Below are 15,679 nucleotides of genomic sequence, written 5' to 3' on the forward strand. Positions count from 1 at the left end.
GAGCTCCGATGACGACCGCGACCACTTACGGCGCCCGCGACCATGCCCGGGCGCAGGACGGGACCGTGGTGGAGACGATGCCCACCATCCCCGCGCGGGGATGGCCGGCACCACCCGCGGGGGTCGGCCACGACGACCTGATCTGGGCCGAGACGGTCGCCGGCGGCGGCTACACGCACAAGGTCCTGGCCAGGGGCAGCCACCTCGAGCTGACCGACCTCGGCGGTGACGCCTGCGCGCACCTCCTGCTGTTCAACGCGGATGCGCCGTGGGAACGGCTGAACGTGGCGGACACGGTCAAGGTCCAGTGGAACGCCTACCTAAGCGAGTCGATGGCACTGCTCTCCGACCAGGCCAGAGTCCTGGCCACCCTGGTCTCGGACAGCAGCGGACACCACGACGCCCTGTGCGGGACCTCCACCACGGTGGGAAACACCGGGAAGTACGGCGACAGCTCGCCGCAGGGCCCTTCGCCTGCCGGCACCGCCCAGTTCACCCTCGCCGCGGCGAAAAACGGGCTCGGGCCACGCGATCTCCCACCGAGCTTGTCGTTCTTCCAAGGAGTTCGAGTGGACACCGAAGGCGGTCTCGGCTTCACCGGTTCGGCAGGCGCGGGAACGTCCGTGGTGCTCCGGGCGGAGCTGCCGCTCATCGTGCTGCTCGCCAACGTCGCGCACCCGCTGGATCCCCGGCCCGAGTACACCGTAGGCCCGCTGCGGGTGCTCGCCTGGCGCGGGCGGCCGACCGGTCCCGAGGATCCACAGTGGACGCACACCCCCGAGGCCCGGCGGGCGTTCGAAAACACCGCCGACTACCTGACCGCAAGGGGTATCGTATGACGACGTCGACCGAAGCGACCCTGCTCGACGTCGAAGTCCCCGCCAGAGCGGCGTTCTCCACCTTGATCGGCCCGGGCGAGACCCTGTCCATCATCGACCTCGGCGGCAACCAGGCCGTCGACTTCCTCGTCTACGACGCCGCTGACACGGCGAAACGCTACAGCGCCGCGGCCACGATCGCCGCGCAGCGCAACATCTTCCTCACCACCGGCAGTGTCCTGCGCACCGGCGAAGGCGCTCCCCTGATGACCGTGGTGGCGGACACCTGCGGGCGGCACGACACGATCGGCGGCGCCTGCAGCAAGGAGTCGAACAGCCTGCGCTACGGCCAGCACACGCGGTATCAGCATGCCTGCGTGGAGAACTTCCTCTCCGAAGGCGCGAAATGGGGCCTCGGCAAACGCGACCTCGTCGGCAACATCAACTGGTATATGAATGTCCCGGTGGAGGCCGACGGCACGCTCGGCATCGTCGACGGCATCTCGGCTCCGGGAATGGAGATCCGGCTGAGGTCGGAGACCGAGGTGCTCGTGCTGGTGTCGAACTGCCCGCAGATCAACAACCCCTGCAATGGTTTCACGCCGACAGCGGTCCGGATGATCGTGCGCGGGAGGCTCGCGTGAAGCTACTGGTGGCCAATCGCGGCGAAATCGCCGTCCGGATCCTCCGCACCGCGCGGGAGCTCGGGATCGCCACCGTGGCGGTGTATTCCGACGCCGACCGGACCGCCGCCCATGTCCGGCTGGCCGACGAAGCCGTCCACCTCGGGCCCGCTCCGGCACGCGAAAGCTATCTGCGTGGAGACGTGATCATCCAGGCCGCACTCGACACCGGCGCCGACGCCATCCACCCGGGCTACGGTTTCCTGGCCGAAAACGCGACTTTCGCACGCGCCGCCGAAGCCGCCGGGATCGTCTTCGTCGGCCCCACGCCCGATCAGTTGGAAGTGTTCGGCAGTAAGCACACCGCTCGAGCGAAAGCCGTTGACGCCGGGGTGCCGCTGCTCACGGGCACCGGTCTGCTCGCGAACCTGGACGACGCTCTGGCCGCGGCACAGGGGATCGGCTATCCGGTGATGCTCAAAGCGACCGGTGGGGGCGGCGGAATCGGCATGCGCGCCTGCGCGTCGCCGAGCGAGCTGAAGGCCGCCTGGGAACCGGTGCACAGCCTCGCTGCCAAGAGTTTCGAGACTTCGGGCGTGTTCCTCGAACGACTTGTCCAGCACGCCCGGCACGTCGAAGTCCAGGTCTTCGGCGACGGCGAGGGCCAAGTCCTCGCACTCGGCACCCGCGACTGCAGTCTGCAACGCCGGAACCAGAAGGTAATCGAGGAGTGCCCCGCACCGGCCCTGCCGGACGCCGTTCGCGAGCAGCTCGTCACCTCGGCGGTGGCACTGTGTGAATCGGTGCGCTACCGCTCGGCCGGGACCGTCGAGTTCGTCTACGACCCGGTGCGCGAGGAGGCCGCGTTCCTCGAGGTCAACACCCGGCTTCAGGTGGAGCACCCGGTCACCGAAGCGGTGTACGGCATCGACCTGGTGGCCTGGATGCTGCGGCTCGCCGGCGGAGATCACGACATGATCGAAACACAGCCTCAGCCTTGGGGACACGCCTTCGAGGCGCGGGTGTACGCGGAGGATCCGAGCGCCGGACATCGCCCGAGCGCAGGCCTGCTCACCGGCGTCACGTTCCCCGAGAACGCCAGGGTCGACACGTGGATCGAGGCCGGGGCAACCATCACCACCCACTACGACCCGTTGCTGGCCAAGGTGATCTGCACCGGTCCTGACCGAGCAGGCGCACTTGCCGCGCTCGAGGCGGCGCTCGGGGCCAGCCGAGTGGACGGTGTGCGCACGAATCTCGGTCAACTCCGGGCAGCGGTCGTCGACGGACATCTGCACGCCGCGACCCACGACACGTCGACCCTCGACGGGATCGAAGACACCGAACCACGGATAGAAGTCCTGCGCGGCGGAACCATGACGACCGTGCAGGACTGGCCTGGCCGCATCGGGTACTGGCAGGTGGGCGTCCCCCCGAACGGCCCGATGGATGACCGCTCGTTCCGCCTCGGCAACACCGCGCTCGGCAATCCCGAGGGCGCGGCCGGCCTGGAGTGCACAGTGGACGGTGTGAAACTCAGGTTCACCCGGGAGACCGAGGTGTGTGTCACCGGAGCACCGGCTCGAACGATCGTCGACGGAGTCGAGTATCCACAGTGGACGCCCATCCTCGTGCCGGCCGGCGGGACAGTGGACGTCGGCGTGTCCGAATCGGGCCTTCGCTCGTACGTGCTCGTCCGTGGCGGCATCGACGTCCCGGAGTTCCTCGGCAGCGCGTCGACGTTCACGCTGGGCAAGTTCGGCGGGCACGGTGGCAGGCCGCTCATGGCTGGCGACGTGCTGTATCCCGGGCCGCCACCGGCCGACAGCGTCGACGACGTCGCCGGCGTGGTACCGAATCGGCCGGAGTTCCCCACCGAATGGGAAATCGGCGCGCTGGAGGGACCACACGCGGCGCCCGAGTTCTTCACCCGCGATGACATCGAGACGTTCTACGCCACCGTCTGGCAGATACATTTCAACTCCGCCCGCACCGGCGTCCGGCTGGTCGGCCCGCGTCCGACCTGGGCCCGCGCCGACGGCGGTGAGGCTGGGCTGCACCCGTCGAACATCCATGACACGCCTTACGCGATCGGAGCCGTCGACTACACCGGCGACCTGCCGATCCTGCTCGGCCCGGACGGTCCGAGCCTCGGCGGGTTCGTCTGCCCCGCGACCGTCGCCACCGGCGAACGCTGGAAGCTGGGCCAGCTCCGGCCAGGCAACACCGTCCGGTTCGTCCCGATCACCCCGGATCACGCCGGCGAGCTTCGCACCCGGCCCGGTGCGCCGCTCACCCCCAGCCGCGAACCGATCGACGACGGCGGTGTCCTCGGCAGACTGTCCACCGAGGACGGAAACCCGCCGGTGACCTACCGGCGCAGCGGGGATGACAACCTGCTGATCGAGTACGGCCCGATGACCCTGGACCTCGCGCTGCGGATGCGCGTCCACGCCCTCGCCACCCGGCTGGCCGCGGAGGAGCTGACCGGGATCATCGATCTCACACCGGGAATCCGCTCACTCCAGGTACACGTCGACCCCGACGCGCTGCCATTGCCGAAAGTGCTCGCGCTGGTCAAGGAGCTCGAACGGGACCTCCCGGACACCCGAGACCTCGTGGTACCGAGCCGGACCGTGCGGCTGCCGCTGTCGTGGGACGATCCAGCCACTCGCGAAGCGATCGAGCGGTACATGACCGGGGTCCGCGACGACGCGCCGTGGTGCCCGTGGAACATCGAGTTCATCCGGCGCGTCAACGGACTGTCCGCTGTAGAGGACGTCTACCGCACGGTGTTCGACGCCGAGTACCTCGTCCTCGGGCTCGGTGACGTCTACCTCGGCGCGCCGGTGGCCACCCCGCTGGATCCGCGGCACCGGCTGGTCACCACGAAGTACAACCCGGCACGCACCTGGACGGCGGAGAACTCGGTCGGCATCGGCGGCTCGTACCTGTGTGTCTACGGTATGGAAGGCCCCGGCGGATACCAGTTCGTCGGCCGCACCACGCAGGTCTGGAGTGGTTGGCACCAAAGAGGTTCGTTCGAGCCGGGGGCACCGTGGCTCCTGCGGTTCTTCGACCGGATCTCGTGGTACCCGGTGTCCGCTGAGGAGTTGCTGGAGCTACGCGCGGAGACGGCGGCCGGAGAGCTCCACCTCGAGATCGAGGAAGGCGAGTTCGCACTCGCGGACTACGAAGAATTCCTCGCCGCCAACGCCACCGACATCGCGGCCTTCCGGGAAAGGCAGTCCGGCGCCTTCGACTCGGAGCGGCAGGCATGGGCCGCTGCGGGGGAATTCGACCCTCGCCCGGAGCCCGAACCCGCGAAGGCACCTTCGACCCGGATCGAAGCCCCACCGGGAGGTCATGTGGTGGAAGCTCCGTTCGCCGCCGCAGTCTGGCGCGTCGACGTTCGGCAGGGGGAAGAGGTGAGCGAGCAACAGTCACTCGTCGTGCTCGAAGCCATGAAGACCGAGGCGCGGATTCCTGCCCCGGCAAACGGAACTGTCGCGGAGATACTGGTCTCCCCCGGAGACCAGGTCGCCCCCGGTACCCCGCTGGTCGTGCTGGCATGAAGACCCGAGTCATGGCCGCGTACCGGCGGATCGAAGCGGTGGACCGGCCGGAGATCTGGATCGACCTGCGTCCGGAGTCCGCGGTGCTCGCGGACGCCGCGGCGCTGGAGGCGCGGCACAGAGCAGGTGAACCGCTGCCGCTGTACGGAAAACTCATCGCGATCAAGGGCAACATCGACGTCGCCGGGCTGCCGACGACAGCGGGCTGCCCCGCGTACGCGTACCTTCCGGCCGACGACGCTCCGGTGGTGGCCCGGTTGCGGGACGCGGGGGCGCTGATCCTGGGCACCACCAATCTCGACCAGTTCGCCACCGGCCTGGTCGGCACCCGTAGCCCGCACGGCGCCGTGCGCAACGCGATCGATCCCGCGTTCATCTCCGGCGGGTCCAGCTCGGGCTCCGCCGTCGCCGTCGCGCTGGGCATCGTCGACCTCGCGCTCGGCACGGACACCGCCGGCTCCGGCCGGATACCGGCGGCGCTGAACGGGATCGTCGGGCTGAAGCCGACCAGAGGTCTGCTTCCCGCACGCGGTGTCGTCCCGGCGTGCCGGAGCCTCGACTGCGTGACCATCTTCGCCAGGACCGTCGACGAAGCCGCACAGGCTCTGGCGTGCCTGGCCGGCCCGGACGCCGAGGACCCCGCGAGCCGGGACATCCCGCATGACCGGGTCGCGGTCCGGACGCGGCCGTTCCGAGTGGGCGTACCGGACTTCGAGCAGTTAGGACCACTGCGGGAAGGTTGGATCGAGGCGTTCGCCCAAGCGGTACGCGGCTTCCCAGGCGCGCGAGTGGTCCCGATCGACCTCGCGCCGTTCCTCGCGGCCGCGAGGATGCTCTACGAGGGTGCGTTCGTCGCTGAGCGCTACACCGCCGTCGGCAAGTTCGTCGAAGCACATCCCCACGACGTCGACCCGACGGTGCGGGTGATCATCGAGGCCGCGCGGGACATACCGGCACACCGCGTCTTCGCGGACCTGGAGACATTGGAGCACCTGAAGCGGGCGGCTGACGACGAACTGTCCACAGTGGATGCCCTGCTGCTGCCGACCACGACCGGACATCCCACGCTCGCCGAGGTCGCCGCGGACCCGATCAGGACCAACTCGGCGCTCGGCCGCTTCACCAACTTCGCCAACCTGCTCGATTTGTCCGCTCTCGCCGTCCCCGCCGGGGACGTCGACGGCCTGCCGTTCGGCGTGATGCTCGTCGGCCGGGCCTTCGACGACTCGCTGCTCGTCGAGATCGCGCGCAGTGCCGAGAAGCGGGTCGAGCTGGCCGTGGTCGGCGCCCACCTGCGCGGGCAGCCGCTCAACCACGAACTGACCTCTCGGGGCGGCCGGTTCGTCGTCGCGACGACGACCGAGCCCGAGTACCGGCTGCATGCACTCGACACCAAGCCCCCCAAGCCGGGGCTCGTACGCGTAGCGGCCGACGGGCGCGCCATCGCCGCCGAGGTGTGGGAGCTGCCGGTGGCCGGATTCGGGGAGTTCGTGGCGAGCGTGCCGGCGCCACTGACGATCGGGAAGGTGCGGCTCGCCGGCATCGGCGAGGTCGCGGGCTTCCTGTGCGAGCCGTCGGCGCTGGCCGGGGCCGAGGACATCACGGCGTCCGGAGGCTGGCTCACCCACCTGCGTGGCGGCTGACGCTCCCGAGCCCAGAAGTGGTCAAGGTGCCGGTGCGGGCACCTGACAGTGTGCTGTACCCCACTCGACCGGAGCACAGAGGTGGTTACCCATGGGTAACAAGGGCTATCGTGCGAAGGAGGATTTCCGTCTACTTCAGGAGCATTCGTGGCCGCACCAGCAACGCCGCTCGCGCCATCCGCGCGCGCGGTGCGCACCGTGGCCTTCGTCGAAGGGGTCCGCACCCCGTTCGGCAAGGCAGGAGACAAGGGCATCTTCGCCGGGACCCGGGCCGATGACCTGGTCATCAACACCATCCGTGAGCTGCTGAGGCGGCACCCGGAGCTCCCGCCCGAGCGCGTCGACGAGGTGGCCATCGCCGCCACCACGCAGATCGGCGACCAGGGCCTGACCATCGGCCGGACGGCCGCGCTGCTGGCCGGACTGCCGAAGTCCGTGCCCGGCTTCGCCATCGACCGCATGTGCGCCGGCGCGATGACCGCGGTGACCTCCACCGCGTCCGGGATCGGCTTCGGCGCCTACGACGTCGTCATCGCGGGCGGTGTCGAGCACATGGGCCATCACCCGATGGGCGAGGGCGTCGACCCGAACCCGCGGATCATCGCCGACAAGCTGGTCGACCCGTCCGCACTGGTCATGGGCCAGACCGCGGAGAACCTGCACGACCGGTTCCCGGCCATCACCAGGCAACGCACCGACGCCTACGGCGCGCGCAGCCAGGAGCGCTACGCCGACGCGGTGAAGGCCGGGAAGATCGGCCCCGAGCTGGTCCCCGTCGCCACCCGCTCCGCCGAGCTCGGCTGGGGCCTCGCGACCGAGGACGAGCCGCCCCGCCCGGGCACCACCGTCGAGCAGCTCGCCACGCTGCGCACCCCGTTCCGCCCGCACGGCCGCATCACCGCGGGGAACGCCGCCGGGCTCAACGACGGCGCGACCGCGGCGATCCTCGCCGACGAGGAGACCGCGCTCGAGCTGGGGATGCCGGTCGGCATGCGGCTGGTCGGCTACTCCTTCATGGGCGTCGAGCCCGAGGTCATGGGCGTCGGCCCGATCCCGGCGACGGAGAAGCTGCTCAAGCGCACCGGGCTGTCCATTTCGGACATCGGCCTGTTCGAGATCAACGAGGCGTTCGCGGTGCAGGTGCTCGCGTTCCTCGACCACTTCGGCATCGACGAGCTCGACGAGCGCGTGAACCCGTGGGGCGGCGCAATCGCTTGCGGTCACCCGCTGGCCGCGTCCGGAGTCCGGCTGATGACGCAGCTTTCGCGGAACTTCGCCGAGCATCCCGAGGTGCGGTACGGCATGAACACGATGTGCATCGGCCTCGGCATGGGTGGCACCGTGATCTGGGAGAACCCGGCTTTCGACGGAGGCAAGTGATGACGATTTCCGCTGAGGAGGCCAAGGCCGCGTTCCCCGACGAGGTCATCACGAAGGCCGTCACCCGGCTGGTCAAGGTACCCGGGCTCGACAAGCAGGTCGCGCTCATCACCCTGGACAACGGGCTCGATCACACGCGCCCGTCGACGTTCGGCCCGCAGGGGCTGCTGAGCCTCGACGCCGCACTGGACGTCGCGTTCGCCGCCGAGCCCGCCGCCATCGCGGTCATCGGCAAGCCGTTCATCTTCGCCGTCGGCGCGGATCTGTCCGGGGTCGAAGAGGTCTCAGACCCTGGGCTCGCGCGGCAGATCGCGCAGACCGGGCACGACGTGTTCCGACGGCTCACCGAGTCGAAGATCCCGACGTTCGGGTTCGTCAACGGCGCGGTCATGGGCGGCGGCCTGGAGCTGGCGCTGTCGTGCCACTACCGGACGCTGTCGTCGAACACCGCCGCCATCGCGTTCCCCGAGGTCTTCCTGGGCCTGTTCCCCGGCTGGGGTGGCACGCAGCTGCTGCCGAACCTGATCGGGCCGGACGCCGCCGTCACGGTGATCATCGAGAACGCGCTGAGCCAGAACAAGATGCTGCGCGTGAAGCAGGCCGCCGAGCTGGGCATCGTCGACCAGGTCTTCGACTCCGCCGACTACCTCGAGCAGTCGCTGCTGTGGTTGTCGAAGGTTGTCCGCGGCGAGGTCACGCCCCCGCGTCGCGAGATCGACCGCGGGGCCGGCTGGGACGCCGCCATCGCCCGCGCGAAGGCTATTGTGGACGGACGAACGCACGGCGCGTCGCCCGGTGCGACCAAGGCCGTCGAGCTGCTGGAGCTGGCCCGTGCGAACGATCTCGACCGCGGTTACGCGGCGGAGACCGACGCGCTGGCCGAGATCCTCATGTCCGACACCCTGCGGGCCGGGCTCTATTCGTTCAACCTGGTCAACAAACGCGCCCGCCGCCCGGCCGGCGCGCCGGACAAGTCGCTGGCCCGCAAGGTCGGCAAGGTGGGCATCGTCGGCGCCGGGCTGATGGCCAGCCAGATGGCGCTGCTGTTCGTCCGGCGGCTGAAGGTGCCGGTCGTGCTGACCGACGTCGACCAGGCCCGTGTCGACAAAGGAGTGTCCTATGTGCACACCGAAGTCGATAAGTTGCTCGGCAAGAAGCGGATCTCGCCGGACGAGGCGAACCGGCTGAAGGCGCTGGTCTCCGGCACACTCGACAAGACAGAGTTCGGCGACGCCGACTTCGTGATCGAGGCCGTGTTCGAGGAGCTGGGTGTCAAGCAGGAGGTCTTCGGCGACCTCGAAAAGTACGTGCGGCCGGACACGATCCTCGCCACGAACACGTCTTCACTGTCGATCACCGCGATGGCGTCGAAGCTGGAACACCCGGAGCGCGTTGTCGGCTTCCACTTCTTCAACCCGGTGGCCGTGATGCCCCTGCTGGAGATCGTCCGCGCCGAAAAGACCGACGACGCCACGCTCGCGACTGCGTTCGCGCTGGGCAAGCAGCTGAAGAAGTCCAGCGTGCTGGTCAAGGACGCGACGGCGTTCGTGGTGAACCGGCTGCTGCTGCGCTTCCTCGGCGAGGTGCTCGTCGCGGTCGACGAGGGCACGCCGTTCGACATCGCGGACAAGGCGTTGAACCCGCTCGGGCTGCCGATGACCCCGCTGATGCTGATGCAGCTCGTCGGCCCGGCCATCGCGCTGCACGTCGGCGACACGCTGCACGGCGCGTTCCCGGACCGCTTCACCGTCAGCGAGAACCTGCGTGCCTTCGTCAAGGCGGGCAAGTCCGCGGTGTGGCAGTGGGACTCGGCCGGCAACGCGTCGGTCGACCCGGAGGTGGCCGAGCTGTGGAAGCAGGGCGACTCGCCGTCCACCGAGGAGCAGGTTCGTGACCGCGCGCTCGCCGCGATCGCCGACGAGGTGCGGCTCATGCTCGACGAAGGCGTCGTGGCGCAGGCGCAGGACATCGACCTGTGCCTGATCCTCGGCGCCGGCTGGCCATTCTGGCTCGGCGGCATCACGCCGTACCTCGACCGCTCCGGTGTCTCGGAGAAGGTCAACGGCAAGCCGTTCCTATCCCCCGGTGTCGCCAGCGTCCCCACGGCGTAAGCCAGGGTCGTCGTTCCCTCGGGGCCACACCAGTGGTGTTGAACGCCACTGGTGTGGCCCCGAGGGGCCGCCTGGTGTGTGAATGTGGCGGCGTAGGGAAGCAAGGACGGGTGGGAGCGTCGACCTGGAACGAGGGCCCGTCGCGCATTGCTGAGCAGCGTCCCGGCGTGGCAGTTGCACGAAAGGGATGGTGGCGGCATTGCACGTTAGGTTCCCAAACCCATGCCCGGAGCCCAAGCAATAAAGAGGGCTGGGTGAGGAGGTCGAGGCGCTCGCAGTGGTAGGCATCCGGGCGACGGCTTCGTAAACTTGCGACGCCCGTTCGACGTTGGCCGCGTCCGGTCGAGATCCTGGTAGGCACCAACGCTTCTCCTGGGACTGGCGGTCGCGCGGGGAACACCATCACTGTCGTGCGTGCGCTCCCGACTACTGAAGCAAGGAACGATGTGATCACTTGAGGCTGGTGTGTCCGGGAATGCAGTCAGGGCTCGTCAGTGTCGCGGCCGGATGATCCGGTCGCGGCACTCACGAGCCCTGGTACGAGATATTCTGTTACACGTGAACGGTGTTACGCCTCGGTCTTCGAAGCGGATCTAGATGAGCGGGCGCGAAGAAGTCCGGTCTCCCGTCACCACCCATGCGCACTTCCCAACCACCACAATGAACCAACCGATGGCGGCGTTCACAGAGGAGGGTCAAGTTGCAGGTACCTTACGAGGGGATCCATGTCCCTGACCTGCGGAAACATCGGTCCCCGATCGTCAGGTGGAGAAGCTGGCCTCGTGGCGAGACGGCTCTACGTCGATGAGCCTGGTCGGTCCGCGTCCGATCGATGAGCGGCGACCATGTCCGTGTAAGACTCGGTGACCGCGTCCTGGTCAGTGACCCCTAGGCCGTCGAGAACGGCACGCACAACGCCGAGCGCGTCGGCGACGTCGTCGGGTTCGGCCATCGTCTCAAGTTCGATGAAGACCTGTCCGTCCAGCTCCGGAATCTCGACCACGGTGGCGAGGAGATCGCGTCCCTGTTCGCTGAACCGGTAGTTCTCGCAATACTTTTTGAATGAGATCAGCTCAGCGAGACCCAGCCCGGTAAACACTTCATGAAGCACGGTGGCGTCAGCGACTTCGGTTTCATGCTCCGGCTTGGAACGTGAGTCAGCGTCGACCGGCGGCTGTTTGTACGTGAGCACTACACGTGCGTCCTCATCGGTAGTGATAGTTCGTGCTCGAAGCTCGAATCCGGCGGCGTCCAAACTGTGGTCCGGCCAGTCATAGTAGGTATCGGCGTAGGTACTGCGTTCGACGGCTGCCCGGTCGGCGAGCCGGGCGCGCACCTGTTCTGGATCACGGACGGTGGCTGTCAGTTCGGCCTCTACCGGCACGGTGGCTCCCGTTCAGACGACGCGGCGCGCGGTACGCCGCAACTCGTCTGTAAATCTATGGAACCCACGGTGCAGTGCGCCATGCGGCGAGCCGGTGAGTTTGTACATTGGTGACGTGTGACCTTCGTGGCTTTCGCCGAATGCGCTGATGAACAGGGTTGCGTCGAGCCCGATCACGCGCCACGTCGGCAAGATGTCGTAGACATGCGCTTCGATGTTGCCACCGTCTCCGGCGAGGTCGGCGAGCCGTTCGATGGACAGGCGAATCCCGGCGCTGAAGCTGCCGTAGGTCTCGCCGATTTCGGCGGCCCGGCGGTGCGCGGCCTCGCCGTCGGGGTCGAGCAGCAGGACGCGCACGGCGACGGACTGAAGCTGTAGGCGGGACCGGAGTAGTGAATCGTTCATGCCGATGATGCCGAGACCCCGAACGGCAAGTACCTCGATCTTTGTGGCGATCCCGGCACGTCGTTCGATCTCGGCTCGTGCGGTTGACTGCGAGGGGTAGACGGCCAGGATTTCGGCCCGGCCGGATGCGCTCAGGTGGTCCAAGCCTGCCGGGTGTTGGGGTGCCAGGCCGAGCAGCATTCGTGCGTCGTCGGGCATGTCCAGCCCGTCAGCGATGCGCTCGAACAGGTCAAGGGCGGTTACTGTGCGGTTGCCGCGGATGATCTCCGACACGCGGCCTTGGCCCAGTCCGATTGCCACTGCGACGCGGCTCTGTGACGCTCCGCTGTACTGCTGGGCAGCTTTCAGTAGGGACGCTATGTCTCGCCCTTTCAGAGCCACCCGCACTTCGGGACGCTGCCATGCCCAAACCGGCAGGGTCAGAGGTCCGTTAGTAGTAGTCACGCAAACAGGTTACATCTCACGGTGAGATACCCAAGGTGGTATGGGGTCGGCGGCCTGGAGGATCGATGCTCAAACCATGATCAGTGAAGCCGCCGCACTGGCCGCGTTCCCCGAGCTGCGCCGCCTGGTCGACCTACGCGACACGGGCCGCTGGACGTTCCTGCCGGAGTGCGACGCGGACGGCGAGCTGATCGAGGTGCGGGGCGTGCGGACGTGGCCGGGCTCGGGCAGCGCGGACGCCCTCCGGGTGCGCTACACCACCGACGCCGCCGGGTTGCGGTGTGACGACGTCGGCGGCGTGGTCTGGCGGCGCGAGGGCACGTTGGCCGACGTCGTCGACGGCTTGGTGTCCCTCCCCGCGCCGGACGCACCCGGCGCACCTCGTCTGGTGAAGGCGACCGCGCCGACGTTGTGGAGGCCGTGACATGAACCGTGTCCTCCGGCGGCGTCGACACCGGCGAGCAGTAGCGGTTGCTCGCGCGGCCCGCGCGTTGGCGTGTCCGCCCGTGATCCTGCTGGGCTCCCGTGACCACAACGACGCGGCCGTGCAAGATCTTGTCGAGCTACACAATGCGGTCGTTGCTGCGCGGAGTCGGGCGCGGCGTGGCTCGCTCGCGGCCGCTCTCTTGAGTGACGCAGATCTGTGGGTGTCGATATGGCTTCGCGAGTGGGACAAGCGCGCCGACGCCGGTGTGCACACGCACCACATTTTCGCTCTATACCAACAGATGGCGAGACATCTAGTGCGCGTCGCCGAACGTCTGTCCACGGTGGCATGTCGGGAGTCACCCCGCATCGACAGTGCCGCATGTCAGACCGTTGCCGAGATCCACGCTCGGGTGGTGCGGGAACAGGTCGAGGAGCATGCTGCCGCCGAGCAGGCCAAGGTGGAGCGCGAGATGCGCCGGGCCGCCGCGCATCCCACAGAGGTCATACCGGCCGTTCAGGTCGCCGCTGTCGACTCGCCCCGGCCGCCCCGTCCGACGCTCTACCCCCGACCGTCGCCGACGCCCCGGGTTCACGGCTACATCATTCCTGACGGCCTGATCATTCCGCCGCAACGCCGGGCAACCTCGAAAAACAGGATTCATGCGCATGTCTGACGACAACACGACTAACCCGTTCATGACGGCGACGGCCCGCGAAACGGCCGATAAGATCGAGCAGGGTTATGCGTCGATCTTCCTGCATGAATGGTCCGAACTCGGCAACAAGACCAGCCCCGACGTGTGGCGGGAAACCGTCCAGGCTGCGTGCGAGGAAAGCGGTGTGCCGTGTGAGTTTCGCGTCATAGCCTCAAAAAGCCTCACGCTGGTTTTCAACCCGACGCATAAGCCGTCCGAACGTGAAATTGATGAGGCCATCGCGTCATTGCTCGAATTCCGCGAGGTCGAGCGCCAGTCTCAAGTGACGCCGAGATGTTGAACGTCCCGGAACACCACATGCGCGATCAGCGCGGCCCCTGAACGTCACGGAGGGGGCGTCTTGACCTGCCAGACGCCCGGCACCTGCGGACCGTCGTCGTCGACGCACGGACGCCCCCACCGTGATTCCACTCGCCACGAAAGTTGGGTGTGCCACCAATGCTCCGGTTGCTCGTCCTCCCCCGACGCGGGTGGCCGGTATCGAGAAACACGGGGTGGCGTAAGGACACAGGTGGAAACCTCTTACGCCGCCCTGTGCCCAGTACCGACCCTTTTGCAGGGAGTCGGCGCGGCTGCTCACGGCTTACGACATCAGCCGGTAGGTAGCCGCGAGTGCGGGGTGAAGGGGACCCCGGTCATGTAGTGGCCGGGGTCCCTGTCTCTACCGGGTCGCTCGGAGGTGGGTGACCAGGGTTCCGTGCACAGGCAGTGTGCGGTTACATGGTCCGACCAGACAGGGAGACCGACGATGGCCGACAAGCATTCCGTCGAGGACGACAAGTCGACTGGCAAGAAGGACGGCGAGATCGACCCGGACAAGTACGAGGACAGCAAGTGACCAGTAGTACCCCCGGTGGGCGTGTGCACGCGCTGATCGACGAACTGGACGCGGCCGGGACTCTCCCGGCCGCGTGCCGGTCCGCGCTCGAAATCACCCCGAGGGAACGGTTCATCCCGGCCCGGATGTGGGTTCAAGAGGACGACGGCGGCCCGTACGTGGCCCTTGACCGCGTAGTCGAGGCCGATCGGTGGATGGGCAACGTGTACTCCGACCGGGTCATCGTGACCCAGTGGGACGACGGGCGCACCGAGTGGCCAGCGGTCGGGAGTCGTCCTACGTGCTCGGCGTCCATGCCGTCCGTCGTGGTGGGGATGCTCGCTGAACTGGACGTCCAGCCGGGTCAACGAATCCGCGAGATCGGTACGGGCACTGGGTTCAACGCGGCACTGTTGGCTGCAATGGTTGGCAAGGAAGGGTTTGTCTCGACCATCGAGGTTGACGCCGTGCTCGCCGGCCTCGCCCGCGCCAACCTCGCATCCGGCGACGGCGACGGGTACGGCAACGTGTCAGTGGAGGTCGGCGACGGGGCCACAGACCGGCCCGACGCCGGGCAGTCGTGGGACCGGGTAATTGCCACGGCCGGGGTCCACGTGGGCCGACTGCCGTACGGCTGGGTACGCGACACCCAGGCCGGGGGAATCGTCCTGGCACCGATGCGGGCGGATCTCGCGTCCGGCCCGCTCGTGCGGTTCGTCGTCGGCGACGACGGAACGGCTACCGGGCACGCCGTGACGATGCGGGTCGGGTTCATGGAACTACGCGCGGACCGGGTGACGTCGTCGGCGGGAATGGACGCCGCATGGGACGACACGACGGCCGACGTGACCGGAACAACCCTGTCACCATGGAAACCGCTGCTCGACTTGGACCACTGTTGGCCGTTGGCGGTCGCGCTGCCGGGATGCCGCTACGACGTGTGGGAGAAAACGCCGGAACGCCCCGGCGTCGCGTGGCTGCGCGACCCCTTGACAGCGTCGTGGGCGAGCGTGGCGCGCGAAGATGCCGCCTACGTCGTTCGTCAACAGGGACCGCGCAGACTGTGGAATGAAGCTGAGACGGCGTACCGGTGGTGGCAGAGTCGAGGCGAGCCGCCGCTTGAGTCGTGGGTGTGGACGGTCGCGCCAGACAGGCAATCGGTCACACTGCCCATGAACCTCGATAACCGTTGCGATGTAAGGGAAGAGTGACGCACCATGCTCGACGAACACACCGTCACGTTCACATCACCCGATGGTATGCCGTTGCTATGTAGGGTTCTCGCGGAGCCCGGGAACTTCGCGATCGAGATACTCGACCCGTCCACACAGCGA

At 67.9% G+C, this 15,679-nt stretch carries 12 protein-coding genes and 1 pseudogene; 10 read left to right on the top strand and 3 right to left on the bottom strand.

From position 1 onward, the window contains the following. The first annotated feature begins 8 nt into the window (after positions 1–8). The 6 genes from JWQ81_RS16285 to JWQ81_RS16310 all read left to right on the top strand — a co-directional run bounded on the left by JWQ81_RS16285 (position 9) and on the right by JWQ81_RS16310 (position 10,150). Positions 9–839: an urea amidolyase associated protein UAAP1 gene (locus tag JWQ81_RS16285; protein ID WP_297542286.1), complete on the top strand. Its 831-nt coding sequence runs from the start codon at positions 9–11 to the stop codon at positions 837–839. Further along, a complete protein-coding gene (locus JWQ81_RS16290; protein ID WP_297542288.1) occupies positions 836–1,462 on the top strand; it encodes an urea amidolyase associated protein UAAP2 in 627 nt (208 codons plus the stop codon). The genes JWQ81_RS16285 and JWQ81_RS16290 overlap by 4 nt, the downstream gene beginning before the upstream one ends. Next, positions 1,459–5,016 (top strand): urea carboxylase, encoded by a 3,558-nt coding sequence (uca, locus tag JWQ81_RS16295; RefSeq protein WP_297542290.1) that lies wholly within the window; start codon positions 1,459–1,461, stop codon positions 5,014–5,016. Before JWQ81_RS16290 ends, uca begins: the two co-directional genes overlap by 4 nt. Further along, entirely contained in the window at positions 5,013–6,659 is a 1,647-nt protein-coding gene (atzF, locus tag JWQ81_RS16300) for an allophanate hydrolase (RefSeq protein WP_297542292.1), read from the top strand. Before uca ends, atzF begins: the two co-directional genes overlap by 4 nt. Before the next feature lie 189 nt (positions 6,660–6,848). After that, the gene (locus JWQ81_RS16305) at positions 6,849–8,039 is read left to right on the top strand and encodes a thiolase family protein (protein WP_297542400.1); all 1,191 of its coding nucleotides are present in this window, start codon (positions 6,849–6,851) and stop codon (positions 8,037–8,039) included. Next, positions 8,039–10,150, top strand: a complete 2,112-nt coding sequence (locus tag JWQ81_RS16310) for a 3-hydroxyacyl-CoA dehydrogenase NAD-binding domain-containing protein (protein WP_297542294.1) — start codon at positions 8,039–8,041, stop codon at positions 10,148–10,150. The genes JWQ81_RS16305 and JWQ81_RS16310 overlap by 1 nt, the downstream gene beginning before the upstream one ends. Positions 10,151–10,702: 552 nt before the next feature. Here JWQ81_RS16310 and JWQ81_RS16315 read toward each other — a convergent pair. From JWQ81_RS16315 to JWQ81_RS16325, 3 genes and pseudogenes are all read right to left on the bottom strand, one after another. After that, positions 10,703–10,852, bottom strand: a pseudogene (locus JWQ81_RS16315) (HNH endonuclease); the annotation flags it as partial. A 94-nt stretch (positions 10,853–10,946) separates the two neighbouring features. Next, positions 10,947–11,534 carry a class IV adenylate cyclase gene (locus JWQ81_RS16320; protein WP_297542296.1) on the bottom strand — a complete coding sequence of 196 codons (588 nt, stop codon included), beginning with the start codon at positions 11,532–11,534 and terminating at the stop codon, positions 10,947–10,949. A 12-nt stretch (positions 11,535–11,546) separates the two neighbouring features. Then, positions 11,547–12,383, bottom strand: a complete 837-nt coding sequence (locus tag JWQ81_RS16325) for a helix-turn-helix transcriptional regulator (protein ID WP_297542298.1) — start codon at positions 12,381–12,383, stop codon at positions 11,547–11,549. Positions 12,384–12,459: 76 nt separating this feature from the next. Between JWQ81_RS16325 and JWQ81_RS16330 the strand changes: the two genes are divergently transcribed. From JWQ81_RS16330 to JWQ81_RS16345, 4 genes are all read left to right on the top strand, one after another. Then, the gene (locus JWQ81_RS16330; protein ID WP_297542300.1) at positions 12,460–12,807 is read left to right on the top strand and encodes a hypothetical protein; all 348 of its coding nucleotides are present in this window, start codon (positions 12,460–12,462) and stop codon (positions 12,805–12,807) included. An 82-nt stretch (positions 12,808–12,889) separates the two neighbouring features. Further along, positions 12,890–13,486, top strand: a complete 597-nt coding sequence (locus JWQ81_RS16335; RefSeq protein ID WP_297542302.1) for a hypothetical protein — start codon at positions 12,890–12,892, stop codon at positions 13,484–13,486. Continuing rightward, positions 13,479–13,808, top strand: coding sequence for a hypothetical protein (locus JWQ81_RS16340; RefSeq protein WP_297542304.1), 330 nt, complete (start codon positions 13,479–13,481; stop codon positions 13,806–13,808). The genes JWQ81_RS16335 and JWQ81_RS16340 overlap by 8 nt, the downstream gene beginning before the upstream one ends. 554 nt (positions 13,809–14,362) lie before the next feature. Further along, positions 14,363–15,556, top strand: a complete 1,194-nt coding sequence (locus JWQ81_RS16345) for a protein-L-isoaspartate(D-aspartate) O-methyltransferase (protein WP_297542306.1) — start codon at positions 14,363–14,365, stop codon at positions 15,554–15,556. Positions 15,557–15,679 lie beyond the last annotated feature (123 nt).

Origin of the sequence: Amycolatopsis sp., from assembly GCF_025464955.1 — a bacterium.
Taxonomy (GTDB): Bacteria; Actinomycetota; Actinomycetes; order Mycobacteriales; family Pseudonocardiaceae; genus Amycolatopsis.